This window comes from Symbiobacterium terraclitae (genome assembly GCF_017874315.1).
Classification (GTDB): Bacteria; Bacillota; Sulfobacillia; order Symbiobacteriales; family Symbiobacteriaceae; genus Symbiobacterium; species Symbiobacterium terraclitae.
The window spans coordinates 26,080-50,198 of the sequence record NZ_JAGGLG010000033.1 but is presented as its reverse complement, the minus strand read 5'-3'; the positions used below and the strand labels follow the sequence as shown (position 1 = coordinate 50,198).

The window sequence follows — 24,119 nt, the reverse complement described above, 5'->3', positions numbered from 1 at the left end:
ATACGGTCGATACGTCTTCTTGCTCATGCTGAAGACATTGGACACCGAACCCTTTTGCTCCTACAGAACTGGCTTACTCAGACAGGCTCCTAGAGACAAAATCCGGGTATACCCTCGCGGGCACCCGGATCTTATGATACATATGGAAACGTACACAATTAACTTGTCGGCGGGAATGTGGTGCTGCGTGACCGCGGAGACGCGGACAGGGAAGTGGCATGCATTTCGGAAGCCTAAGCGAGTGGCAGGGTTGTGGTGGTGTCACTCAGACTAGACAGAGAGCCCGTGCAGGCGCGGTTGGGGCCGTTTACCTACCGGACCCAAGAGGGGCCGGAATGGCGTTGGTCAAGTTGTCGGTTCTGCGCGGACGCCTCCTGATAGGGCGGTCGGTCCTACCGGATCATCTGAACTACCAGTGGTGAACCCCCCTGTCCGCCGGACCCCACATGTGAAACCCTATACACCCCTAAAAGGAATGGTCCTTCCCTCGCCACACTATTTGGCAATGACGGCCGGGCGCTGCTGTCCACTCTGGGATTTGCCGCACTTCCGGCTCTGCTCCAGGCTCCGCTTAACCTCATACTGTTCCGCCTCGGTCTTGGTGGGGCTGAGGTTCTGGGTCTGGATGGTGATGCTTTCGGGGCTGGCTATACGGGCTGCCCTCTGCGTACAGACCGGGCGGGCGGGTCTGGCCTTTGTGCTGGCGCTGCTGGCAGGCGTGGCGGTGGCTATCGCGCTCGACTCAGTTCCTGCAGCCCTAGCCCGCTCTACCGGACCATCTGCCGAAGGACCTCGTCGGCAATCTGCAGCGTCTCATCCAGATCGGCCCGGGTGTGCTGCACTGAGAGCATCCAGGCCTCGAACCGGCTCGGCGCCAGCAGGACCCCGCGGTCCAGGAAGCCGCGGAACATGGCGGCGAACTTCTGGGGGTCGGAGCGCTCGGCCCCCTTGTAGTCGGTCACCGGCTCGTCGCAGAAGAAGAGGGTGAACATCGAGCCGGCGCGGCCCAGCTGCACCGTGTGCCCGTGCCGCCGGGCGATGGCCACGAGGCCGTCCGCCAGGTAGGCGGACTCCGCCTCCAGCCGTTCGTAGACCCCGGGGCGCCCCAGGATCTCCAGCGCGGCCAGGGCCACCTGCATGGAGAGCGGGTTGCCCGCGAGGGTACCCGCCTGGTAGGCGGGCCCCAGCGGAGCGACCCAGTCCATGATCTCCGCCCGCCCGCCGTAGGCCCCCAGCGGCACGCCGCCGCCGATGGCCTTGCCCAGGGCGGTGAGGTCGGGCTCCACCCCCAGGAGGGTCTGGGCGCCGCCGTAGGCCACGCGGAACGCGGTGATCACCTCGTCGAAGATCAGCAGGGCGCCGTGCTCGTGGGCGAGCCGCTTCACGCCCTCCAGGTAGCCCGGGGCGGGGTTCACCACGCCGAAGTTCCCCACGATGGGCTCGATGATCACCGCGGCCACCTCGCGGCCCCAGGCGTCCAGGGCCTCGCCAAGGCTGTCGAGGTCGTTGTAGGGGACGGTGATCACGTCGCGCGCCACCCCCTCGGTGACGCCGGCGGAGTCGGGCGTGCCCAGCTGCGACGGGCCGGAGCCCGCGGCGATGAGGGCGAAGTCGGAGTGGCCGTGGTAGCAGCCCTCCATCTTGATCACCTTCGGTCGGCCGGTGAAGGCCCGGGCGACCCGCACCGCGGACATCACCGCCTCGGTGCCGGTGGAGACGAAGCGGATCCGCTCCAGCGAGGGGAGCGCGGCGTGGAGCCGCTCGGCCAATTCCACCTCCCAGGGGGTGGGGGTGCCGTAGAGGGTGCCCCCTTCAGCGGCCCGTGCGATGGCGGCGACGATCTCGGGGTGGGCGTGGCCCAGGATGCCGGGGCCGTAGGCCGCCAGGTAGTCGATGTACCGGTTGCCGTCCACGTCGTAAAGGTAGGGCCCCCGGCCGCGCTGCATGAAGACCGGCGCGCCGCCGCCCACCGCCTTGAAGGAGCGGGCGGGCGAGTTCACGCCGCCGACGATGCGGGCCAGGGCTCGTTCGTAGTAGGCTGCCGAGCGTTCAAAGCGGGTTGTCATCGGGTATCCTCCTGATGCGAAATTTCCTGCCGGCGCACCGGTCCCGGCGGGGCCGGCGACCAAAGGTTATAGGCCCCACCGGCGGGCCACGGCGTCCGCCGCCCGGCGCACGAACGCGTCAGGGTCGTGCCGCAGGGCGGCCACCGCCCGCTGCAGCTCCGGCGGGACCTGCGGCAGCCGGTTGAGGGCCAGGACCACCGCCCGGCGGACGTCGCGGTCGGGGTCGGTCAGCCGCCCGGCCAGGACGCCGGCCACGTCCGCGTACCCGCCCATCGCCCCGAGGCAGTATGCGGCCATCTTGCGGGCGGCGGGGGAGGGCGCCCGCAGCACGCCCTTGACCACCTCCACGCAGTCGGGGTGCGACCGGCCCAGCGCCAGCGCATGGCCGGCGGCAGCCCAGCGGATGTCCCGGTCCGGGGCGCCCATGGCGGCGGCAAGGGCCCGGCCGACTTCGGCCGACCAGAGGCCGAGCCGCGCCGCGACGAAGGCTGCGGCCCAGGCGCGCCGCTCCTCCGGGGGCGCCAGGGCCTCCCGCAGGGCGGGGAGCACCGCATCCGACTGGTAGGCGAGGAACTGCAGGCAGTTGGCGCAGTGGACCTGCACGCCCTTTTCCGCATCCCCCAGTCCGGCCACGAGCTGCGGGAGCAGGCGGCCGGCCAGCGGGGTCCAGTCGGTCGCACCGGCCTCCAGCAGGGCGGCCATCTGCGCCTCCAGGGAACGGGCCGCGGCGAGCCGCTCCCCCGGGTCGGGCGACGACAGCCCGCGGGCGATGCGCTCCAGATCTGCGGACATGCAGCCTCAACCCCCTTTTCGCGACGGACGATCCTCTTTTGGACGCCGCACGGCGCCACGGCGGGACGCCCGCACAGCAGAGGAACAGGAGTGACGGTATGGCAGCCAGGCGAGCGGATACCCAGGCCATCCTCGAGAGACTGCAGCAGATGTACCCCGACGCGAAGTGCGCGCTCAACCACCGGAACGCCTTCGAACTGCTGGTGGCCACCGTGCTCTCGGCGCAGTGCACCGACGCCCGGGTCAACATCGTGACGGCCCGGATCTTCCCGAAGTACAACCGGCCCGAGCACTTCGCCGCGCTCACCGTGGACGAGATCGGCGAGATGATCCGCGACTGCGGGCTGTGGCAGAGCAAGGCGAAGAACATCCAGGCGCTGAGCCGGCTGCTGCTGGAGCGGCACGGCGGCGAGGTGCCGTCGACGATGGAGGAGCTGATCCAGCTGCCCGGCGTGGGCCGCAAGACGGCCAACGTCGTGCTCTCCAACGCCTTCGGCGTGCCGGCGATCGCCGTCGACACGCACGTCTTCCGCGTGGCGAACCGGTTGGGACTCGCCGATGCGAAGACGCCGGAGGAGACCGAGCAGCAACTGATGCGGCGCATCCCGCGCGCGCTGTGGTCGCAGGCGCACCACTGGCTCATCTATCATGGCCGGCAGGTCTGCCACGCCAGGAAGCCGCAATGCGGCGAGTGCCCGCTGCTGCCCCACTGCCGTTTCGGCCGGCAGGGGCAGAAAAAAACTGGAAGCCAGCAATCCCCGCCTCGCCGAAACAGGAGATCGGGCGCCTCTGCGCCAAAATCCTGAGCACCTGCGCAGACGAGAAGGGCTTCGTGTGCCCAGTCTGCGCGCTCAGGAGGCGACAACCCGCGTGACCATACCCAGGCATCGCTTCACCACCGACCGGCTCAGGCTGGAGGTGGGGGAGACGATCTCGGCCACGGTGAGCTATGAGACCTACGGCAGGCTGAACGCGCAGCGGGACAACGCCGTGCTGCTCTGCCATCCCTTCCTCGGCACGAGCCACGCCGCGAGCAGCCCGTCCGACTCCCGTCCCGGCTGGTGGGAGCCGCTGGTCGGCCCCGGGCGCGCGTTCGACACCGACCGCTACTTCATCGTGGCGGCGGACGCGCTGTGCAATCCCAACCTCCACGATCCGGCGGTCGTCACCACCGGGCCGGGCACCTGCGACCCGGAGACGGGGCAGCCGTACGGCAGCGCGTTTCCGCAGATCACGGTGCGGGACAACGTGCGGCTGCAGCACCAGCTGCTGACCGAGCTGGGCATCGAGCGGCTGGCCTGCGTGGCCGGCCCGTCGACCGGAGGCTTTCACGCCCTGGAGTGGGCGGTGACCTTCCCCGACCAGGTGGAGCAGGTCGTGGCGGTGGCCAGCGGCCATCAGGCCACGCCGCTTTTCTCTCTGGCCGTCTGCCAGGGGGCCATCGACGCGATCGCCTCCTCCCCGCGGGACGGCCTCCGCCACGCGCTGCGGCTCTATCTTGCGCTCTCTTCCTCCAATGATTGGCTGGACGCCGTCTGGGGCCGGCGGACGGCGACGGACTCGCCCCACCCGTGGGCCGCGCCCGACGGGCGCTACGCCTTCCAGGCCGAAGTCGAGGCCGAGGCGGAGCGGCTGGCCCGCCTGCTGGATCCCGCCCACCTCTCCTGGACGGCCCGCATGGCGCTGCTGCACAACGTGGCCTATGGCAACCGCGACCTGGACGTCGCGGCCCAGAAGATCTCCGCGGAGGTGCTGCTCATTCCCGTCTCCTCCGACATCCTCTTCCCCCCGGCCGTCAGCCGCGAGTTCGCCGACCTGATCCGTGCCTACGGCGGGCGTGCGGAGGTCCTGACACTGGATTCGCTGGCCGGGCACCGGGCTGCGCTGCTGGAGGCGCACTGCCTGGCCGAGCCGATCGCCGCCTTCCTGGGCCACCCCGTGCGGCACTGAGCGTCCCCTGGCAGGAGATGGGCGCTCCGCGGCGAATAGCCGTGGAAACCGGCATTGGGAGGGATGGCGCAGATGATCCAGCCCGGCGAGCTCGCCCCTGATTTCACCCTGGAATCCACCCAGGGCCGGTTCACCCTTTCCGCACTCCGGGGAGAGCGGCGCGTCCTGCTCATCTTCTATCCCAGGGACAACACGCCCGGTTGTACGCGGCAGCTCTGTGCAGCGCGCGACGCGGCGCTTGCGTACGCCTCCCGCGGGGTGCAGGTGGTGGCGGTCAACCCCGGCAGCCTGGATTCGCACCGGCGGTGGGCCCAGAACAACGGCTTCGAGTTCCCGATCTGCGCGGACGAGGGCAAGCGCGTGGCCGCCGCCTACGGCGTGCTGGGGCCCCTGGGGCAGATCGCGCGGACGGTCTTCCTGGTCGACAGGAACGGGGTCGTCCGCTGGGTGCAGCCGGGAAACCCGTCCACCACGGAGATCCTCGCCGCGGTGAGCGAGCTGGAAGGGCAGGACTGAGGGGGGTGTGGCCATGGACCGGGTCCGCCTGATGACCGGTCTGACCCGAGTGGCGACCACCGGCCACGGCGAGAGGGCCTCGGCCTCGGCGCGCGTGCCCTTCCGAGAGCAGCTGGCGCGCAGCCACGCAATGCACTTCAACGAGCGCATCGACCAGGCGCTGCAGGAGATCGACGAGCTGGGGCGGCGCCTCACCGAATCGCTGAGCCAGAACGACCTGCGCCTCTACCGCGACGCCATCGGCCGCCTCTTCCGCGACCTGACCCGCCATATGCTGGAGGTGCGGCAGGACCTGGAGTGGGACTCCCAGGCGTGGGAACAGCGGACGATGGTGACCATCCGGCGCGTGGACCAGCGGCTGGAGGAGCTTTCCCGCCTGGTCCTCGAGCAGGAGCAGGACCGGCTGGCCATCCTGGCCGCGGTGGACGAGATCAAGGGCCTTCTGCTGGACGTGCGGATGTAAGGACGGGGCCGCCGGCACGTGCCGGGCGGCCCCTGTATACTCTGCCCTGACTGTTCTCACACGGTAGAACAGTCGCTTGATCCCGTTCCTCTCCCGTGGTAGGATGCAGCCACGGCGAATCTGACAGAGGGGGAGTGGTTGCAGTGACGGAACAGCGGTACCGGTTGGAGACGCTGGCGATTCACGCCGGCCATGAGGTGGATGCGACGGGGGCACGTGCGGTGCCGCTTTACCTGACCACTTCCTACGTGTTCCGGGACACGGAGCACGCGGCCCGGCTCTTCAGCCTGCAGGAGGCGGGGAACATCTACACCCGCATCATGAACCCGACCACCGACGTGTTCGAGAAGCGCATCGCGGCCCTGGAGGGGGGCGTGGGGGCGCTGGCGGTAGCCTCCGGGCAGAACGCGGAGCTGTACGCCATCCTCAACCTGGCCCGGGCGGGCGACGAGATCGTGGCGGCCTCCAGCCTCTACGGCGGCACCTACGCCCTGTTCGCCCACAACCTGCCCCGGCTGGGCATCACGGTGAAGTTCGTCGACCCCTCCGACCCGGAGAACTTCCGGGCGGCCATCACCGAGCGGACGCGGGCCATCTACGCCGAGACCATCGGCAACCCCCGGTGCGACGTCCTGGACATCGCGGCCGTGGCCGCCGTCGCCCACGAGCACGGGCTGCCGCTCATCGTGGACAACACCTTCGCCTCGCCCTACCTGTGCCGGCCCATCGAGCACGGGGCGGATATCGTGATCCACTCGGCCACCAAGTTCATCGGCGGGCACGGCACGGCCATCGGCGGGGTGATCGTCGACAGCGGCCGCTTCGACTGGGGGGCCGGGAAGCACCCGCTCTACACGGAGCCCGACGCGGCCTACCACGGCCTGCGGTACGCCGACCTCGGCGAGCAGGCCTACATCCTGCGGGCCCGGGTCAGCCTGCTGAGGGACCTGGGCGGCGCGCTCTCGCCCTTCAACGCCTTCTTGTTCATCCAGGGGCTGGAGACGCTCCACCTGCGCATGGAGCGCCATTCGGCCAACGCCCTGGCCGTCGCCCGGTACCTGGAGCAGCACCCGAAGGTGGAGTGGGTCACCTACCCGGGCCTGGAGTCGAGCCCCTACTACCAGCTGGCCCAGCGGTACCTCCCCCGGGGTCAGGGGGCGATCCTCGCCTTCGGCATCCGGGGCGGTGCGCCGGCGGGCCGGCGCTTCATCGAGTCGCTGCGCCTCTTCTCGCACCTGGCCAATGTGGGCGACTCCAAGTCGCTGGCGATCCACCCGGCCTCGACGACGCACGAGCAGCTCTCCGAGGAGGAGCAGCGCGCCGCCGGCGTCTCCCCGGAGATGGTGCGGCTGTCGGTGGGCACCGAGCACATCGACGACATCCTTGCCGACCTCGAACAGGCGCTGGAGGCCGCGGTATAAGGCTGGTTCCGGCCGCCGGCCCCGGCTCAGGGATTACCCCCCCTGAGCCGGGGCCGGTAGCGCTCTTAGGTATCCCGCGCTGGTCCTTGTAGTCACAAGGCACGATTGAATGTGCTTTCCAATCCGTGCTATGGTGAACAAAGACGATTTCTGCACTTCATCGTTCTATAATAGGAGGGTCAGAGTATGCGGCGTGTCGGTGTGCTGACAGGCGGCGGAGACGCACCGGGCTTGAACGCGGTCATCCGCGCGCTCGTGAAGCGGCTCCAGGCCGAGAAGATCGAGGTCATTGGCTTCCGCAACGGGTACAAGGGCCTTGTGCAGGGCGAGTTCCAGGTGCTGCACGGGCAGGCCATTTCGGGCATCCTTCCCCGGGGCGGCACCATCCTCGGCACCTCGAACCGGGACAACCCCTTCAACTTCCACGGGGAGGACCGCTTTGAGGACTGCGTGCGGCACGCGGAGGCGCTGGGTCTCGAGTGCATCGTCGTCATCGGCGGCGAGGGCTCGCTGGCCGTTGCCTCCATGTGCGTCGAGCGGGGCCTGCCCATGATCGGCGTGCCGAAGACCATCGACAACGACCTGCACGCCACCGACCAGACCTTCGGCTACGACACCGCGGTCAGCATCGCCACGGAGGCGCTGGACCGGCTGCACACCACTGCCGAGTCCCACCACCGCGTGATGGTGCTCGAGGTGATGGGCCGGTACGCGGGCTGGATCGCCGTGGCCTCCGGCCTCGCCGGCGGCGCGGACGCCATCCTGATCCCGGAGATCCCCTTCACCCTCGAGGCCGTCGCGGCGAAGGTCAACCAGCGGCGCGAGGCGGGCAAGCCCTTCTCCATCATCGTGGTGGCCGAGGGTGCCCGGACGCCGGAGGGCGAGCTGGTGGTCAAGCAGACGGTGGCCGGCAGCCACGACCCCAAGCGCCTGGGCGGCATCGGCCAGTACGTGGCGACCCGGCTGGAGGCGATGACCGGGCTCGAGTCACGGGTCACCGTGCTGGGCCACCTGCAGCGGGGCGGCAGCCCGACGGCCTACGACCGCATCCTCGCCAGCCGGTACGGCATCGCCGCGGCGGAACTGGCCATCAACCGGACCTACGGCGAGGTGGTGGTCCTCCAGAACGGGATCATCACCCACGTCCCGATCAAGGACGTCGGCGGCAAGGTGCGGCCGGTACCCGTGGACGGCGAGCTGGTCCGGGCGGCCAGGGCGATCGGCATCAGCTTCGGCGACGCATAGGACGATTCTCACATACGCTTGTGCAAGGGCGTCCCCCGGCCTCCGGCCAGGGGACGCTTTTAATCTGTAAGCGAAACACAAAATAATCTGTAAACTATTGACCGGATATCCCCCTGTTGCTAGAATCAAACTGAGTCCCTTATTCCGGCAACGACTCAAGCGCCTGGCAAAGGGGGGGAGTCGACCGTGCACAGCACCATGGGGGAAAGGCTCGCCTGGGCTCGGAATCAGCAGGGGATGATTCTGCAGCAGGTGAGCGAGAAGAGCGGACTCGCCGTGGGGTACATCTCGCAGTTGGAGAAGGGCGCCAAGGTCAACCCGACGATCGACGCGCTGGGGCGCCTGGCCAAGGCCCTGGGCGTCAGCGTTGCGTTCATCCTGGGGGAGGTGCACGCACCGCCGTACGACGACCGGGCCGCACTGCTGATCGGAGGGCAGGCCTGGACCGTGGGGCAGCGCTTCGCACGCTGGTACGAGGCGCTTCCGGCCCGGGTCCGCAACGAGATCGAACTGGAGACGGTGGAGCAGCGCTTCGCACGGGTGGTCGATTTCCTGTGCGAACAGTTCCCGACGATCTTCACCCGGCCGGTGGTGGCCTACCAGCTCGGGCTGTCGGTCCGGGCGTTGAACGACATCATCGCGGGCTACTGCGAGGTGGGTCCGATGGTGTTGGCCCAGATGGTCTCCATCACCGGGATCCCGCTCTCCTTCTACGCCCGGGGCCGCATGGAGAGCGCGCCGGTGGACGTGACCCCGGCGCAGATGATCCAGTACGCCGAGGCGATCTCGATGGCTGCCGAGGCGCGGATCACCCCGGAGGAGCTGGTGCTGATGATCCGGGGGCGGTCTCAGGGCAACAAGGACTGAGGCCCGTCCTCCTGCAGCGAGGACAGGCCCCGGTGTACGTGAACAGTGTCTTACCAAATGGTAGGTCCAGCGGTCCGCGGCTCGGCCAACGCCGTCGCTGCGATCGCCAGCAGGCTGGCCATCACGAACAGGCTGATCAGGATGCGACGCATACTTCTCCCCCTTCCATGGGAATGCGGTTCTTTCATTCGGGCGCCCGGTACATGGTACCGGGTCTCTTCTTGCTTTCTGCGCCCGAACCCGAATTGCGGGTTTGCGAAAACTTGTCATGACCCGGAATAATCTGTAGGCAAGAGTGTGTCCGATTACCTGGTGGCCCAAAGGCCACCAGGCATCGCGATTACGAGTCGACATATCCCATTTCGTGCAGCCTGCGCCGGAGGGCCGTTGCCCGGTTCATCAGCGCCGCCTGCCTCGCCTCGAGGGCGTAGTGCTCCGCCAGGTTGGCGAAGACGCGGGCCTCCTCGTACCGCTCCAGAATCAGGGCGTTCTCGCCGGCGATGACCGCCGCGGTCGCCAGTACGTGGTCATCGACTCCGGGGCTGCCCGGTGAGAGCGCGGCCGTGCAGTACTGCATGGAGCGCTTCAGGTCGCCGGTTTGCTGGTAATAGTAAGCCCAGTCTGTGAGCAGGCTGGCGGCCAGTTGATCGTCTGGATGCTCTTCCAGCAACTGTTCCAGGTTCTGAATGTATGCCAGGGCCTCCTCCGGTTCTTTCCGGGCGAGGTGGCAGTAGACGATACCGCGCATCCCTTCCATTAATAGCGGCCAGTTGCCACAGCGCATAAGCAGATCCACGGCCAGGTGATGCGAACCCAGCGCGTCATCGTACTGGCGCCGGTAACGGAAGATTAGCGCCAGGTTATGGTGCACACGTGCCTCTAGCTCGACGAGGCCGGGTGTGTACTGCAGGTCGTTGAGACAGGTAAGCAGATGGTCGCATGCCCGGGGGTAATCGCCCAGAACAGCGTAATACTCTGCCAGGTCGTACCGGCACTTGGTGATCAGCTCCTGGTCAGCAGATTGCTCGGCTGCCGTCAGCGCATACTCTCCCAGCTTGATTGCCGCGAATATGTCCCGCTGATAGTAGCTAGCGACTGCAGTGCCCTTGTATGCCCGGGCCAGCTCCTCGGCGGTAAGCGTTCCCTGGTGGATCAGGCGCTCTCCTTCCAGTCGGGCCTCACGGTACTGCTGCTGTTCCAGAAGGTGCCTCAGGCGAGACAGCGGCAACGAGCATCCCTCCAAATAATTAGCAGAAACATCAGTCCATTCAGTCTACACCCATGATAGTCATCGGAGGGGTGGAGTTCAAGAGGCTGCACACCCACATAGCCAGTAAACCGTTCGACACTCGCCTCGACATCGGCTCTGACACGCTCCAGGCAGGGACTCGGCGGTTGCGCGCCCAATTACCCCAGGCATGAGCACAACGATGAGGTGAACCTCTTGATCAAGACGATCCTGTTCGATCTGGATGGCACCCTTCTGCCCATCGACACGGACGCGTTCGTCCGGCAGTACATGCGGGCGCTAGGGGCGTACGCCGGTCACCTGGTGCCGCCCGCGGAGCTGGTGAAACACGTCTGGGCGGCGACCGGCGAGATGATCCGCAACACTGACCCCGGCCTGACCAACGCCGAGGTCTTCGCCAACGCCTTCTTTCCCCGGGTGGGGGTGGACCGGGAGGCGCTGATGCCGGTTTTCGACGCGTTCTACCGGGAGCAGTTCCCCGCCCTGCGCTCCACCTGCACCGGGCTGCCAGGCATCGCCCGCTCCGTGGTGGAGACCGCCCTGGAGCGGGGATACGAGGTCGTCCTGGCCACCAACCCGCTCTTCCCGCGCATGGCCATTGAGGAGCGGATGCGCTGGATCGAGGTGGACGACCTGCCCTGGCGCCTGATCACCGTCTACGAGGAGATGCATGCGTGCAAACCCCATCCCCAATACTATGCGGAGGTGCTGGAGCGCATCGGGAGGGCGCCCGGCGAGTGCCTCATGGTGGGCAACGACGTCCAGGAGGACGGGGCGGCGGCCGGCCTCGGCATCGACGTGTTCTTCGTCACCGACTACCTGATCGACAGGGAAGGTCTGGCTCTGCCGCCAGGGCGCTCCGGCACGCTGGCGGCGCTGCGCGCGCTCCTGGCTGCAGGGCTGTAGTCAATTTGTGGTCAATATGCGAGGCCTGCATCAACGGGATAACGCTTTTTCATCCGCCCTGCCTGTTGGCTATAGCCCCTTCGCACCCTATCGTCGTTGACTCTTGAAGAAACCAGACCGTATAATGGGCATTGGCGTGCGACTCATGGTCCTGCGACTCATGGTCCAAGGGATAGTGCTAATAGAGTAGTCCACGGGCGAGGAGGTGACACAATGAGCCAGACCAAAGCCCAGGAGCTCGATTGGCTCAACGACCCCGTCGTCGTGTCCGAGGTCGATGTGGTCAATCAGAACGTCATCGCAGGCAAGCTGCCCAACGTCATCAAGAAGGTGTTGGGCTGGGGATACGGCAACTCCACGTGGCCGCTGGGCTTCGGGATCGCGTGCTGCGCGATCGAGATGATGGCTGCTTCGAGTTCGAAGTATGACATCGCCCGTTTCGGCTCTGAGGCGATGCGCATGTCGCCCCGCCAGGCCGACGTGATGATTGTCGCCGGGACCGTTAACGAGAAGATGGCGGTCGTGGTCCGGCGTCTGTACGACCAGATGTCGGAGCCCAAGTTCGTCATCGCCATGGGCGCCTGCGCTTCCAACGGTGGCCCGTACTGGGACACCTACAACGTGGTCGACGGCGTACACAAGGTCGTTCCGGTCGACGTGTACGTCCCGGGGTGCCCGCCGCGGCCTGAGGCGCTGCTGCAGGGCCTCATGGAGATCCAGGAGATGATCAAGACCGGAAAGCGCGGCCTCATTACGAAGGGTTAGCGTCACAGGGGGCAGGGCCGTTTGCCCTGCCTTTTGGCCGGAGGTCGGTGAAAGGGGTTTTGCCCGGTGAGCTATTCCTACGTTGACCTGGTGGCGACCATTATCGTTGCCGTCGGCTTCACCTTGATGAACTACGGGATTGTGAAGCTTTTTGCGCCCCGGAACCCCTTCCAGGGCGAGAAGCTGGAGACCTACGAATGCGGCGAGCTGCCCTACGACGACGCACTCGTAAACTTCAATATTCGCTATTATGTGTTCGCACTCACATTCTTCGTGTTCGACATGGAAGCCATCTTCCTGTATCCGTGGGCTGTCGTCTTTGATACCCTCGGTGCCGGAGCCCTGATCGAGATGTTCCTCTTCCTCTGGGTGCTGGCGACGGGGCTTTTCTACGCGTACAAGAAGGGTGTGCTCCACTGGGTATGACCCGCCAACGCACCTCTGTCTGCCCCGCTTTCGCTGTCCAGAGTACTCCAGGGGGTGAGTCCGCTTGGACTTTCTGAAGGAGCGTTTTCCTGACGCCCAGTTCACCACGCACGTCAACGGCGACACCGAGATCCTCGTCCCCAGGGAGCGGTACGAGGAGGCGGTGCGCGCCTGCTATGATGCCGGCTACAAGTACTGCAGCGTCGTGTCCGCCATCGACTGGCAGGACCGCCTGACCCTCGTCACCAGCCTCGCGCGCATCGATCCGGCCGAGGTCGGTGCCCGCTCGATTCACATCAAGGTCGACCTGCCCCGCACGGGCGCCCGCATCTGGTCCATCTCCAACCTCTACCCCGGCGCCAACTGGCACGAGCGGGAGACCTACGACATGTACGGCATCCGCTTTGAGGGCCACCCCAACCACCGCCGGATCCTGCTCCCGGACAACTGGCAGGGTGGCCATCCGCTGCTGAAGGACTTCACCGATCGGCGACCCAAGCGCCCGCGGCTCGTGCGGCACCGCTTCGCCGAGTAGGCCCGGTGCGGAGGTGTAAACGTGGAACGGACAAGAGAGCTATTGGTCAACATGGGCCCGCAGCACCCCTCGACCCACGGCGTGCTTCGCCTCATGGTGAAGCTCGACGGCGAGCAGGTGACCTGGTGCGAGCCCGACGTCGGCTATCTCCACCGGTGCTTTGAGAAGCTCTCCGAGCAGAAGACCTACCCGCAGGTGATCCCGTACACCGACCGTACGGACTACCTCGCCGCGCTGCTGAACGAGCAGTGCTACGTCGAGGCCGTGGAGAAGCTCTTCGGCGACGCCATCCAGGTGCCGGAGCGGGCGCTGTACATCCGCGTGCTGATGGCCGAGCTGCAGCGCATCACCTCGCACCTGCTGGCGCTGGGCTCGATGGCCATGGACCTGGGCGCCGTGACGCCCTTCCTGTACTGCTGGCGTGACCGTGAGAAGATCTACTCCATCTTCGAGCGGATCACCGGCGGGCGCATGCTCTACAACTACCTCCGGATCGGCGGCGTGCGCAACGACCTGCCCGAGGGCATCATCGGCACGCCGCAGGACGGCGAGGATAAGTCCGACAAGACCATCTGGGGCTTCATCAACTACTTCGATTCGTACGTCTACCCCGAGTGGGACGCCCTGGTCACGGGCAACCGCATCTTCCAGTACCGTACCAAGGGCATCGGCGTGCTGACGCCTGAGCAGGCTGTCGCCTACTCCGCCTCGGGCGCGGTTCTGCGCGGCTCGGGCGTGAAGTGGGACCTGCGCAAGAACCTGCCCTATTCCATCTACGACCGGCTGGAGTTCGACATCCCGGTTGGCCAGAACGGCGACTGCTTCGACCGGTGGTGGGTGAGGCAGGAGGAGATGCTCCAGTCCTCCCGCATCGTCAAGCAGTGCCTGCAGTGGCTGGCCGAGAACCCGGGCCCGGTGATGGCGCCCAAGGTGCCGCGCGTCCTCAAGCCGCCCAAGGGCGAGGTGTATCACCGCATCGAGGGTGCCCGCGGCGAGGTCGCGTGCTACGTGGTCTCCGACGGCAGCGCCAACCCGTACAAGGTCAAGTGGCGGTCCCCGGCCTTCACGCATCTGCAGCTGATGCCGCTCCTGGTGCCCGGCCACAAGATCGCCGACATCATCGCAATCCTGGGCTCCATCGACGTCGTGCTCGGGGAGGTGGACCGGTAGCATGGAGTGGTGGAACAGCCTTCCGCCCGTCGCACAGGTATGGATCGGCGGCTTCCTCAAGGGCACCGTCATCCTCATCATGGGGCTGCTGCACTTCTTCGTCTGCCTCATGCTGGAGCGCAAGCTCTCCGCGTGGATCCAGAACCGCGTCGGCCCGTGGCGCGTCGGCCTGTGGGGCTGGATTCAGCCCGTCGCAGACCTGCTCAAGCTGTGGGTGAAGGAGTACATCCAGCCCAACAACGTCGACAAGTGGCTCTACCTGATCGCACCCTTTATCGGCTTCATCTCCGCCAACGTCGTCTGGCTGATCGTGCCCTTCGGCGACAAGCTGATTGCCACGGACTTTGAGATCGGCATCATCTTCATCGCCGCGGTCACCGGCTACGACGTGATCGCCACGTTCATGGCCGGTTGGGGCTCCAACAACAAGTATTCCCTGCTGGGTGCCATGCGCGGCGCCGCCCAGATGATCTCCTACGAGATCACCATGGTCATGTCGGTCATCGGCGTGGTCATGATGGTCGGTTCGCTGCGGCTCTCCGACATCGTCCTGGCGCAGCAGGAGCGCGGCTTCCTCGGCTGGTTCCTGTTCCCGCAGATCATCGGCTTCCTCGTCTACCTGATCGCCTCGCTGGCCGAGCTCAACCGTGCGCCGTTCGACCTGGCCGAGGCGGAGCAGGAGCTCGTCGCCGGTCACCACACCGAGTACTCCGGCATGCGCTGGGCCATGTTCATGCTCGCCGAGTACATCCACCTCGCCGCCTGGTCGGCCATCGCAGCTTCCCTCTTCCTGGGCGGCTGGAGCGGGCCGACGCTGGGTCAGGTCTTCGCGGGCCTCGGCAACCTGCTGAACGGCTTCGGCGCCTTCGCCAACCCGGTGGGCACCGCCGTCTACGAGTGGGGCGTGGCCGCGATGGGCAGCACCGTGCTCAACTACATCGCCGGCGTCTTCTGGCTGCTGCTCAAGACGTACTTCTTCGTCTTCCTCGCCATGTGGATCCGCTGGACGCTGCCCCGTGTGCGCATTGACCAGCTGATGGACCTGGGCTGGAAGTTCCTGCTGCCGGTCTCGCTGTTCAACATCTTCCTGACCGGCACCCTCAGGTACGTCGCTGTTGCATTCGATGGCCTGCCGATCACGATTGGCTCCTTTACCCTGAGACTGCTGGGCTGGTGGCTCTAGTAGGGAGGTGTGATCCCGCATGGGCGTTACCAACTTCGTCGGGGAGGCGTGGCGCGCAGGCAAGTCCTTCGTAACCGGCTTGAACATCACGTTCCGCGAGATGATGTTCCGGCCGGCGATCACGGTGTTCTACCCCGACGTGAAGGATGACGTGCCCCCGTGGTTCCGGGGCATTCCGGTGCAGAAGACCGACCTGCTCACCGGCGAGTACAAGTGCACCTCCTGCATGCAGTGCGCGGAGGCCTGCCCCGTGAACGTCATCACGATCGAATGGCACCAGGATCCGGAGACCAAGAAGAAGGTTTCCGACCGGTTTGCAATCGACATGTCCCGGTGCATGCTCTGCAACCTCTGCGTCGAGGCTTGCCCGTTTGACTCGCTGGTCATGGGCATGGACTACGAGCTCTGCAAGGTGGAGCCCGAGAACCTCGTCTTCGAGTTCGAGGACCTCCTGCGGCTGGGCCTCAAGTACTCCAAGGCCGAGGATCCGAACGCCAAGAAGAAGGCCGGCACGCCGCCCTGGGTCTTCCACGGCCTCACCAACGCCACCGAGGAGGACATCCAGGACGTGCACGGCTACCTCGGGCGGCCGCCCCTGCCCAAGGGCTACGTGCCCGAGCTGAAGCCGCAGTTCCGCACGCAGGAGGAGCCGGCGGATGCGCCTGCTGCAGAGGCCAAGCCCGCTGCTGAGGCGAAGCCGGCGGCAGAGGCCAAGCCTGCTGCTGAGGCGAAGCCGGCCGCAGAGGCCAGGCCTGCTGAGGAGACGAAGCCTGCGGCTGAGGCCAAGCCTGCGGCGGAGGCCAGCAAAGACGGGGAGGGGGCCGGACAACCGTGACAACAGACCTGCTCATGAGCGGCCAGTTCTGGACCTTCATCATCCTCGCGGTGGTCACCCTGGTCTCGACCTACCGGATGGTCACCGCGGCCCTGATCACCCACGCCGCTCTGTTCATGGCACTCTCCTTCACCGCCGTCGCCGGGATCTTCCTCCTGCTCCAGGCCGAGTTCATCGCGGCGATCCAGGTGCTGGTCTACGCAGGCGCTATCACCACGATGGTGATCTTCGCGATCATGCTCTCGGGGCTGCGGGACATCAAGCAGCAGCAGCGGGAGCGGGTCACGCTCTGGCGCTCCAACCCGTTCGTGCTGGTGGTGGGCGCGATCTTCGCCGCCTTCATGCTCTACCTCTACTCCACGGCCAACCTGCCGGCCGGTGGCGGCGAGCGGTCGGTGGTGACGGTGAAAGCCATCGGCACCGACCTGTTCACCACCTACGTGATCCCGTTTGAGATCGCCTCGATTCTGCTGTTGATCGCCATGATCGGCGCCATCATCCTGACGGCGAAGGAGGCGGAGTCGTAGTGGAGCTGCCGATTTACTACCCGCTGGGGCTCGGCGCCCTCCTGTTCGGGCTGGGGCTCTGGGGCGCCCTCACCCGCAAGAACGCCGTCCGGATCCTGATGTTCGTCGAGATCATGCTCAACGGCGTCAACCTGAACCTGATCACCTTCAGCCGCTACTACTGGCAGGCCAACCCCGAGACGGCGGCACGGGCTCCGATTCTCACCCTGTTCATCATGACGGTGGCTGCGGCGGAGGCGTCCGTCGGCCTGGCCATCATCCTCTCCATGGTCCGCAACCGCGACGTCGTCGAGGTCGACAAGGCCACACTGCTGAAGGGTTAGGAGGGTTGACAGCGTGGACTTTTTCCTGAACAACGCATGGGTCATCGCTGCGCTCCCCCTGGCCGTCTCCGTCACGATCGCCGCGCTCGCAGGCGTCCTGCGTGACCGTGCCTGGGTCGTGGGCGCCGGCGGCATGCTGGTGACCTTCCTGTGGTCCGTGGTCGTGCTGGCGGCGGTGGTCGCCCACCCGCACCACGCGGGCGAGGTGTTCTTCAACACCGAGCCGGCCTGGCACGCGTTCTTCCACTGGGCGGACTTCGGCCCGTACGAGATGTACATGGGCTTCCAGGTCGACAACCTGACCGCCCTGATGCTGCCGATGATCACGCTGGTCTCCTTCTGCGTCCAGCTCTACTCCAGCGCCTACCTGCACGGCGACAAGCGGATCCCCCGCTTCTACAGCGCCATCAACCTGTTCACGATGGGCATGCTGGTGCTGGTGATGGCCGACAACCTCTTCCTGCTGCTGGTCGCCTGGGAGATCATGGGCCTCTGCTCCTACCTGCTGATCGGTCACTGGTACGAGCAGGCCTGGCCGCGGTACGGCCAGATCAAGGCCTTCCTGACCACCCGCGTGGGCGACGTCGGCATGATGGTCGGCATCTTCATCATCTTCTTCGCCGCCCGAGACCTGACCTGGGCCGGCTTGGCGGAGAAGGTGCCCGAGCTCGTCAAGGATCCGGCGATGGCGGGCCTCCTGGCCCTCGGCGCCTTCCTGCTCTTCACGGGCGCCATCGGCAAGTCGGCGCAGTTCCCGCTGCACACCTGGCTGCCTGACGCCATGGCCGGTCCCACGCCGGGCTCCGCCATCATCCACGCCGCGACGATGGTCGCTGCCGGCGTCTACCTGGTCGGCCGCGCCTTCATGATCTACGGCTGGGTGCCCGAGTGGGTGCTCGCGGTGGTCGCCTTCGTCGGCGCTTTCACCTCGCTCTTCGCCGCCTCGATCGCCACGCTGCGCTGGGACATCAAGGAGGTCCTCGCGTACTCCACGATCTCCCAGCTGGGCTACATGATCATGGCCATCGGCCTGGGCGGCTGGACGGCGGGTAACTTCCACCTGCTGACCCACGCCTTCTTCAAGGCGCTGCTCTTCCTGGCCGCCGGCTCGGTGATCCACGCGCATCACCACAACCAGCTGCTCCACAAGATGGGCGGGCTCCGCAAGAAGATCCCGATCACCTTCTGGACCTGGATGGTGGGCTACGCGGCCCTGGCCGGCATCCCGGGCTTCTCCGGCTTCTTCTCCAAGGACGAGCTGCTGCTGGCGGCCTTCACCTGGCACAACTCGGCCGTTCCCGAGTGGGCGGCGAAGCTCCCGTTCATCATGGCCCTGACCACGGCCTTCCTGACCGCCTACTACATGACCCGGGCCACCTACCTGGCCTTCTTCGGGAAGCCCAGGGATGAGCATCTGTACGAGCACGCCCACGAGTCGCCCTCGGCGATGACGATCCCGCTGGTGATCCTGGCCGTCCCGGCGGCGCTCTTCGGCTGGCTCGGCACGCCGCTCTTCGAGCACTTCACCCACGCCGAGTGGATGGTCTTCATCCAGAACTTCCTGCACCTGCCCGGGCTCGAGCACCACGTGGAGTTCAGCACCGAGCTGATGGTGACGGGAATGGCCACGGCGGCCGGTCTGATCGGCATCTTCCTCGGCTGGTACCTCTACGCCGTGGTGAAGCCGGAGAGCCGTGCAGTCTGGATCGCCAGGCTGAAGCCAGTTTACAGCTTGCTTCGGAACAAGTATTATGTCGATGAGTTCTATGATCTGGTGGCGATCAAGACCACGCAGGCGACCTCCCGTGCGATTGCCTGGTTCGATGGCGCGGTGGTCGACGGACTCGTCAACCTCGCAGGCACGGTCTCCGTGTACGCTTCGGAAGTGGCGGCCTGGTTCGACAAGCATGTCGTGGACGCGCTGGTGACCATGTGGGCAGACATCGCCCGTGCGCTGGGTGCCGCCCTGCGCAGGCTCTCCACCGGCTACGTGCAGCAGTATATGCTGACGTTCTTTGCGATGCTGGTGGCAGGCGTGGTCCTAGTCCAGGTCATTAGATAGGAGGCTGTCGGGGATGCTGTCGCTGATCATCTTTGTTCCCCTGGTCTTCGCCCTGCTGATGCTCTTCGTTCCGAAGACGCAGGAGCGACTGCTGTACTGGCTCGCGGGAATCGGCACCCTGATTCCGTTCGTGCTGTCGCTGATCCTGGCAGCCCAGTGGGCCGGCGCACCCGTCTCCACCGAGCCGTACGCCGAGGGCATGCGGTTCGTCACCCACGTGCCGTGGATCGAGGCCATCGGCGTCCACTACACGCTGGGCGTGGACGGCTTCGCCTTCACCATGATCCTGCTCTCGACCCTGCTGTTCCCGCTGGCGGTGCTGGCCTCGTACAAGTACATCAACAACCGGGTGAAGGACTACCTGATCCTGCTGCTGATCCTGGCCACCGGCACCAACGGCGTCTTCGCCACCCTGGACTTCATGCTGTTCTACGTGTTCTGGGAGATCGTGCTCCTGCCGATGTACTTCCTCATCGGCATCTGGGGCGGCGAGCGGCGTGAGTACGCGGCGATCAAGTTCTTCCTCTACACCCTGATCGGCTCGACCGTCATGCTGGTCGGCGCCATCTACCTCTATGTCGTCACCGACGTCGGTACCTTCAACCTGCTCCGGATGGCCGCCGAGACCTCGCAGCTGCCGATCACCGGGCTGACCACCTTCGCCTTCTTCGCCCTGCTGGTTGGCTTCGCCGTGAAGGTTCCGGTGTTCCCCTTCCACACCTGGCTTCCTGACGCCCACGTCGAGGCCCCCACGCCGATCTCGATGCTGCTGGCCGGCATCTTGCTGAAGCTGGGCTCCTACGCCATGGTGCGCATCAGCCACCCGCTGCTGCCGCAGGTGGCCACGAAGTACGCTGACCTGGTCTTCGTCTTCGGCGTGATCGGCATCATCTACGCCGCCCTGGCCGCCATGGCCCAGAAGGACTTCAAGAAGCAGGTTGCCTACTCGTCGGTCAACCACATGGGCTTCTTCGTCATGGCCCTGGCTGCGGCCAGCAAGCTGGCCGTGAACAGCCCTGAGCTGGCCCAGGTGGCCCTGCAGGGCGGCTACTTCGTGACCATCGCCCACGGCCTGATCTCGCCCCTCTTCTTCTTCGCCGTCGGCATGTTCTACGAGCGTACCCACACCCGCGACCTGACCAAGCTGGGCGGCATGTTCCTGACCGTCCCGGTGATCTCGTTCGCCACCGCCTTCGTCGCCTTCGCCAACCTGGGCCTCCCCGGCCTGGCCGGCTTCATCGGCGAGTTCATCTCGCTCACCGGCTCCTACCCGGCCTTCGGCCTGTGGGTGCTCGTGGCCGGCGTTGGCATGGTGATCACGGCGGCCTGGCACCTGCTGACCATGCGGAACGTCCTCCTCGGCGAGGCGAAGAAGGAGTATGTCGGCCTGCCCGACATCAACTGGAAGGAGAAGCTCATCTTCGCCCCGCTGGCGGTCCTGATCGTCTTCTTCGGGGTCTACCCGAAGCCCGTCATGGACCTGCTGGCCGCCTCCGTGGAGACCCTTACGCAGGTGATGGGTCTGGGAGGGATGTAGCTTGACGGGCGCAGTCAGTTGGAGCCAGCTGGTCAACCCGAGTTACATCGCCGTCCTCCCGCACCTGCTCATCACGGCCACCCTGCTGGTGGTCATGGTCGTCGACTTCTACGTCAAGGAGAAGCGCAACCTCGTCTGGGTTACGCTGGGCGGCGTCGTGCTCGCGCTCGCCTCCGTCTGGTGGAGCGCCACCGACCCGACGATCCAGTCGGCCATCGCAGCACGCCGCCCCCTGGAGTACTGGGGCAACATGATCATCGCAGACGGGTTCACCTTCTTCATGAACGCCGTGCTGCTGGGCATCGCCGCCCTGGTCATCCTGCTCTCGTCCGACTACGTGGCCAAGTTCCTGCGCGGGGCGTACATGGAGTTCTATGAGATCGTCCTGGCCGTCACGCTGGGCATGATGTTCATGGTCTCCTCCCGCGATCTGCTCACCATCTACATCGGCCTGGAGCTCTCCTCGATCTCCTCGTACATCCTGGCGGGCATCCTCCGCAAGGATGCCAAGTCCAACGAGGCGGGGCTCAAGTACTTCCTCACCGGCTCGGTGGCCTCGGCCGTGTTGCTGTTCGGCCTCTCGCTGATCTTCGGCGCGACGGGCACCACCCGGCTGCCGGAGATCGCGGCGAGCCTCCTGGGCGCCAGCCCCGTGGTCGCCGCCGCAGGCAGCGCGCTCACGCCGCTGCTGGTCACCGGCATGGTCTTCCTGATTGCCGGGTTCGCCTTCAAGGTGGCCGCGGTGCCGATGCACCTCTGGGCGCCTGACGTGTACGAGGGCTCCGCCACCCCGGTGACGGCGTTCTTCTCCGTCGGCCCCAAGGGCGCCGCCATGGCTGCGATCCTGCGGGTCTTCGTGGGCGGGCTGGGCGTCGCGCCGTACACGGAGCGCTGGACGCTCATCTGGGCCGTGGTCGCTGCGGTCTCCATGACCCTGGGCAACCTGGTGGCGCTGCAGCAGACCAACATCAAGCGCATGATGGCCTACTCCTCCATCGCCCAGGCCGGGTACATCCTGGTGGGCGTGGCGGCGTCGGGCCTGCAGGTCGCCGAGGGCATCTCCTCCGTGCTCTTCTACGTGATGGCCTACGCCGTGACGAACCTCGGCATCTTCGCCGTCCTGACCCACATGGACCAGGAGGGCGGCTGGGTCGCCGTGGACGACTTCAAGGGGCTGGCCAACCGGAACCCGATGTACGCCTGGGCCCTGCTGCTCTTCTTCGTGTCGCTGATCGGCATCCCGCCCACGGTGGGCTTCCTGGGCAAGGTCTTCCTCTTCCAGGCGGCTGCCGAGGCCGGCTACGTGTGGCTGGCGGTGCTGATGGCGATCAACTCGGTGATCTCGGTGGGCTACTACTACCGGGTCGTCAAGGTCATGTTCCTGGAGAAGGGCGACCAGCCGGCGCTGCAGCGCAGCGGCCCCATCGGCGTCACCGTGGTCCTCTCGCTGGTGGGCGTCGTCCTGTTCACCATCTTCGCCAACCCGTTCGTGCAGTGGACCGCCCAGTCGGCGGCGCTGCTCAAGTAGGGCGAGGCAGGTCCTGCAACGTGCATGAAGGCCGTCCCGTCGGAGCCGCTGGCTCCGGGGGACGGCCTTCTTCATTCATGTCGACGTGCTGCTGCGCCGCAGGCGAGCGCCTCGCCGCCTGGCGGCTATCCCCGCAGCTGCCACCGACAGTGCACCTACTCCAGCACCCGAGCGTGGCCAGTCGAGTGCGACGCTGGAATGCGAGTCACTGCGCCGTGGGCTCGGGCAGGGCGGGCGAAGGCGCATTGCTGGCGCCAGTTCAAAGCTCCGCAGGAGGCCGGCGCGAGCGCAGCGGAGCGAGCACGCCCGGCCGACGAGGAGCATGACCGCTGGTGTGCGCCGGCGGCGCCGAGCCGCCCTGCCCGCAGGGACCAGCAAGAGCGCGCCTCCTCGGGCACGTCAGCGCCCCAGCGCCCGGGCGATCTGCTCCACCGCGGCGTCGAGCGCCGCCTCCAACTGCTCGGGACGGCTGCCGCCGCCCTGCGCCTGAACGGGCGATCCCCCGCCCTTGCCGTTGATCAGCGGCAGGACCTCACGGATGATCTTCCCCACGTCGAGGCGCAGGTCCACGGCGCGGTGCAGGATCAACTGCGGCACGGCGCCACGGGTCCCGAAGACGGCGACGCACCCGGGCTCGGCGGCCACCATGCCGGCCAGGAGCCGCAGCTCCTCGAACGGCCGGCCGCCGAAGCTCTGCCGCACGACCCGCGCCGGCCCGACGCGGCGCGCCCCGGCGATGAGCTCCTTCGCCTCGATGGCGAGCAGCTGCTCCTGCTGCATGCGCACCCGCTTTCGCAGGCTGTTCAGCTCCTCCTGGGTGCGGTCGGTCCAGCCCGGCAGGTCGTCGACCCCGATCGTGAGGCGCCGGGCGAGGTCGCGCGTCATGCGGTCGAGGGAGAGGTAGTCGCGCAGCGCCCGCTGGCCGGCGAGGAACGTGATGCGGGTCAGCCGCTTGTAGCGCTCCCAGGCCTTGATCTTCAGGAGGCCCAGCTCTCCGGTGCTGCGCACGTGGGTGCCGCCGCACGCCGCCCAGTCGTAGCCGTCGATCTCGACCACGCGGATCTCGCCCTCGATGGCGGGCGGCTTGCGCAGGGGGAACTGCTGGACGCGATCCGAATCGGTCAGGTGGGTCCGCACCGCGAGGCCGGCGCGGATCAGCCGGTTGCAGGTAAGCTCGGCCTCCTCGGCCTGGTCCGCCGTGAGGCCGTCCATCTCCACGTCGATGGTGACCGCCTCTGCGCCCAGGTGCCAGGCGACTGTGTCGGCGCCGAACAGGTGGACGAAGACGGCGGAGAGGAGGTGCTGGCCCGTGTGCTGTTCCATCGCGTCCAGCCTGCGGGCCCAGTCCACCCGGCCGGTGACGGAGCCCTCCAGGGGCGCGTCCACCAGGTGGACGATCGCCCCGTCCTCCCCCAGGTGCACGCCGCGGACGGGCTGCCCTCCGAGCGTTCCGGCGTCGCTGGGCTGACCGCCGGACTCCGCGTAGAAGCACGTCTGATCCAGCACGACCTCCCAACCCCCGGCCGCGGCCGTGCACGAAAGAACCCTCGCCTCGAACTCGGTGCGGTATGCATCCTCGTGAAAGAGCCTGCGCGTCAGCACCCGACATCACCTTTCCGATCCGTCAGCATCGCCACCATTCTACCACAGCGGCGGGCCCGGCACGTACCACGGATGGGCAGGAACCGCAACCTCCAGCGCTGAACAATATAACACTATAAACAAGGTTTCGCCAACTGGCGCGATTGGAGGG

General features: G+C 66.7%; 23 protein-coding genes. 19 read left to right on the top strand and 4 right to left on the bottom strand.

The genetic code is table 11. From position 1 onward, the window contains the following. Window positions 1–767: 767 nt before the first annotated feature. Entirely contained in the window at window positions 768–2,066 is a 1,299-nt protein-coding gene (locus tag J2Z79_RS15540) for a glutamate-1-semialdehyde 2,1-aminomutase (protein ID WP_209467812.1), read from the bottom strand. 66 nt (window positions 2,067–2,132) lie between these two features. Next, a complete protein-coding gene (locus J2Z79_RS15535) occupies window positions 2,133–2,858 on the bottom strand; it encodes a HEAT repeat domain-containing protein (RefSeq protein ID WP_209467811.1) in 726 nt (241 codons plus the stop codon). A gap of 98 nt (window positions 2,859–2,956) precedes the next feature. Between J2Z79_RS15535 and nth the strand changes: the two genes are divergently transcribed. The 7 genes from nth (at window position 2,957) to J2Z79_RS15500 (ending at window position 9,320) form a co-directional block, all read left to right on the top strand. Beyond that, window positions 2,957–3,664: an endonuclease III gene (nth, locus tag J2Z79_RS15530; protein WP_209467810.1), complete on the top strand. Its 708-nt coding sequence runs from the start codon at window positions 2,957–2,959 to the stop codon at window positions 3,662–3,664. Window positions 3,665–3,728: 64 nt separating this feature from the next. After that, a complete protein-coding gene (locus J2Z79_RS15525) occupies window positions 3,729–4,808 on the top strand; it encodes a homoserine O-acetyltransferase family protein (RefSeq protein WP_209467809.1) in 1,080 nt (359 codons plus the stop codon). Window positions 4,809–4,871: 63 nt separating this feature from the next. Further along, complete coding sequence (locus tag J2Z79_RS15520) at window positions 4,872–5,324, top strand: peroxiredoxin family protein (protein ID WP_209467808.1); 453 nt, start codon at window positions 4,872–4,874, stop codon at window positions 5,322–5,324. 13 nt (window positions 5,325–5,337) lie between these two features. Then, the gene (locus tag J2Z79_RS15515) at window positions 5,338–5,787 is read left to right on the top strand and encodes a YaaR family protein (protein WP_209467807.1); all 450 of its coding nucleotides are present in this window, start codon (window positions 5,338–5,340) and stop codon (window positions 5,785–5,787) included. A 143-nt stretch (window positions 5,788–5,930) separates the two neighbouring features. Continuing rightward, the gene (locus tag J2Z79_RS15510; protein ID WP_209467806.1) at window positions 5,931–7,208 is read left to right on the top strand and encodes a homocysteine synthase; all 1,278 of its coding nucleotides are present in this window, start codon (window positions 5,931–5,933) and stop codon (window positions 7,206–7,208) included. 186 nt (window positions 7,209–7,394) lie between these two features. Beyond that, entirely contained in the window at window positions 7,395–8,453 is a 1,059-nt protein-coding gene (locus J2Z79_RS15505; RefSeq protein WP_209467805.1) for a 6-phosphofructokinase, read from the top strand. 186 nt (window positions 8,454–8,639) lie between these two features. Beyond that, the gene (locus J2Z79_RS15500; RefSeq protein WP_209467804.1) at window positions 8,640–9,320 is read left to right on the top strand and encodes a helix-turn-helix domain-containing protein; all 681 of its coding nucleotides are present in this window, start codon (window positions 8,640–8,642) and stop codon (window positions 9,318–9,320) included. A gap of 340 nt (window positions 9,321–9,660) precedes the next feature. Here J2Z79_RS15500 and J2Z79_RS15495 read toward each other — a convergent pair whose 3' ends face one another. Then, window positions 9,661–10,548 carry a tetratricopeptide repeat protein gene (locus J2Z79_RS15495; RefSeq protein ID WP_209467803.1) on the bottom strand — a complete coding sequence of 296 codons (888 nt, stop codon included), beginning with the start codon at window positions 10,546–10,548 and terminating at the stop codon, window positions 9,661–9,663. 216 nt (window positions 10,549–10,764) lie between these two features. Here J2Z79_RS15495 and J2Z79_RS15490 point away from each other — a divergent pair, with 216 nt between their 5' ends. The 12 genes from J2Z79_RS15490 (at window position 10,765) to J2Z79_RS15435 (ending at window position 22,366) form a co-directional block, all read left to right on the top strand. Then, window positions 10,765–11,475: an HAD family hydrolase gene (locus tag J2Z79_RS15490; RefSeq protein WP_209467802.1), complete on the top strand. Its 711-nt coding sequence runs from the start codon at window positions 10,765–10,767 to the stop codon at window positions 11,473–11,475. A 213-nt stretch (window positions 11,476–11,688) separates the two neighbouring features. Next, complete coding sequence (locus J2Z79_RS15485) at window positions 11,689–12,240, top strand: NADH-quinone oxidoreductase subunit B (protein ID WP_209467801.1); 552 nt, start codon at window positions 11,689–11,691, stop codon at window positions 12,238–12,240. Window positions 12,241–12,306: 66 nt separating this feature from the next. Beyond that, window positions 12,307–12,666 (top strand): NADH-quinone oxidoreductase subunit A, encoded by a 360-nt coding sequence (locus J2Z79_RS15480; RefSeq protein ID WP_209467800.1) that lies wholly within the window; start codon window positions 12,307–12,309, stop codon window positions 12,664–12,666. Window positions 12,667–12,730: 64 nt separating this feature from the next. Continuing rightward, the gene (locus J2Z79_RS15475) at window positions 12,731–13,201 is read left to right on the top strand and encodes an NADH-quinone oxidoreductase subunit C (protein ID WP_209467799.1); all 471 of its coding nucleotides are present in this window, start codon (window positions 12,731–12,733) and stop codon (window positions 13,199–13,201) included. A gap of 51 nt (window positions 13,202–13,252) precedes the next feature. After that, window positions 13,253–14,371, top strand: coding sequence for an NADH-quinone oxidoreductase subunit D (locus J2Z79_RS15470; protein WP_245302855.1), 1,119 nt, complete (start codon window positions 13,253–13,255; stop codon window positions 14,369–14,371). Window position 14,372: 1 nt separating this feature from the next. Further along, a complete protein-coding gene (nuoH, locus tag J2Z79_RS15465; protein WP_209467797.1) occupies window positions 14,373–15,554 on the top strand; it encodes an NADH-quinone oxidoreductase subunit NuoH in 1,182 nt (393 codons plus the stop codon). 19 nt (window positions 15,555–15,573) lie between these two features. Then, window positions 15,574–16,389: a NuoI/complex I 23 kDa subunit family protein gene (locus J2Z79_RS15460; RefSeq protein WP_209467796.1), complete on the top strand. Its 816-nt coding sequence runs from the start codon at window positions 15,574–15,576 to the stop codon at window positions 16,387–16,389. After that, a complete protein-coding gene (locus tag J2Z79_RS15455; RefSeq protein WP_209467795.1) occupies window positions 16,386–16,916 on the top strand; it encodes an NADH-quinone oxidoreductase subunit J in 531 nt (176 codons plus the stop codon). Before J2Z79_RS15460 ends, J2Z79_RS15455 begins: the two co-directional genes overlap by 4 nt. Next, window positions 16,916–17,239, top strand: coding sequence for an NADH-quinone oxidoreductase subunit NuoK (nuoK, locus tag J2Z79_RS15450; RefSeq protein WP_342589512.1), 324 nt, complete (start codon window positions 16,916–16,918; stop codon window positions 17,237–17,239). The genes J2Z79_RS15455 and nuoK overlap by 1 nt, the downstream gene beginning before the upstream one ends. Window positions 17,240–17,252: 13 nt before the next feature. After that, window positions 17,253–19,301, top strand: coding sequence for an NADH-quinone oxidoreductase subunit L (nuoL, locus tag J2Z79_RS15445; protein ID WP_209467794.1), 2,049 nt, complete (start codon window positions 17,253–17,255; stop codon window positions 19,299–19,301). A 13-nt stretch (window positions 19,302–19,314) separates the two neighbouring features. Further along, complete coding sequence (locus tag J2Z79_RS15440; protein ID WP_209467793.1) at window positions 19,315–20,838, top strand: complex I subunit 4 family protein; 1,524 nt, start codon at window positions 19,315–19,317, stop codon at window positions 20,836–20,838. 1 nt (window position 20,839) lies between these two features. After that, window positions 20,840–22,366: an NADH-quinone oxidoreductase subunit N gene (locus J2Z79_RS15435; RefSeq protein ID WP_209467792.1), complete on the top strand. Its 1,527-nt coding sequence runs from the start codon at window positions 20,840–20,842 to the stop codon at window positions 22,364–22,366. A 399-nt stretch (window positions 22,367–22,765) separates the two neighbouring features. Here the strand turns inward: J2Z79_RS15435 and J2Z79_RS15430 are convergent, their stop codons facing one another. After that, a complete protein-coding gene (locus J2Z79_RS15430; protein ID WP_209467791.1) occupies window positions 22,766–23,872 on the bottom strand; it encodes an alanyl-tRNA editing protein in 1,107 nt (368 codons plus the stop codon). Between the last annotated feature and the right edge of the window lie 247 nt (window positions 23,873–24,119).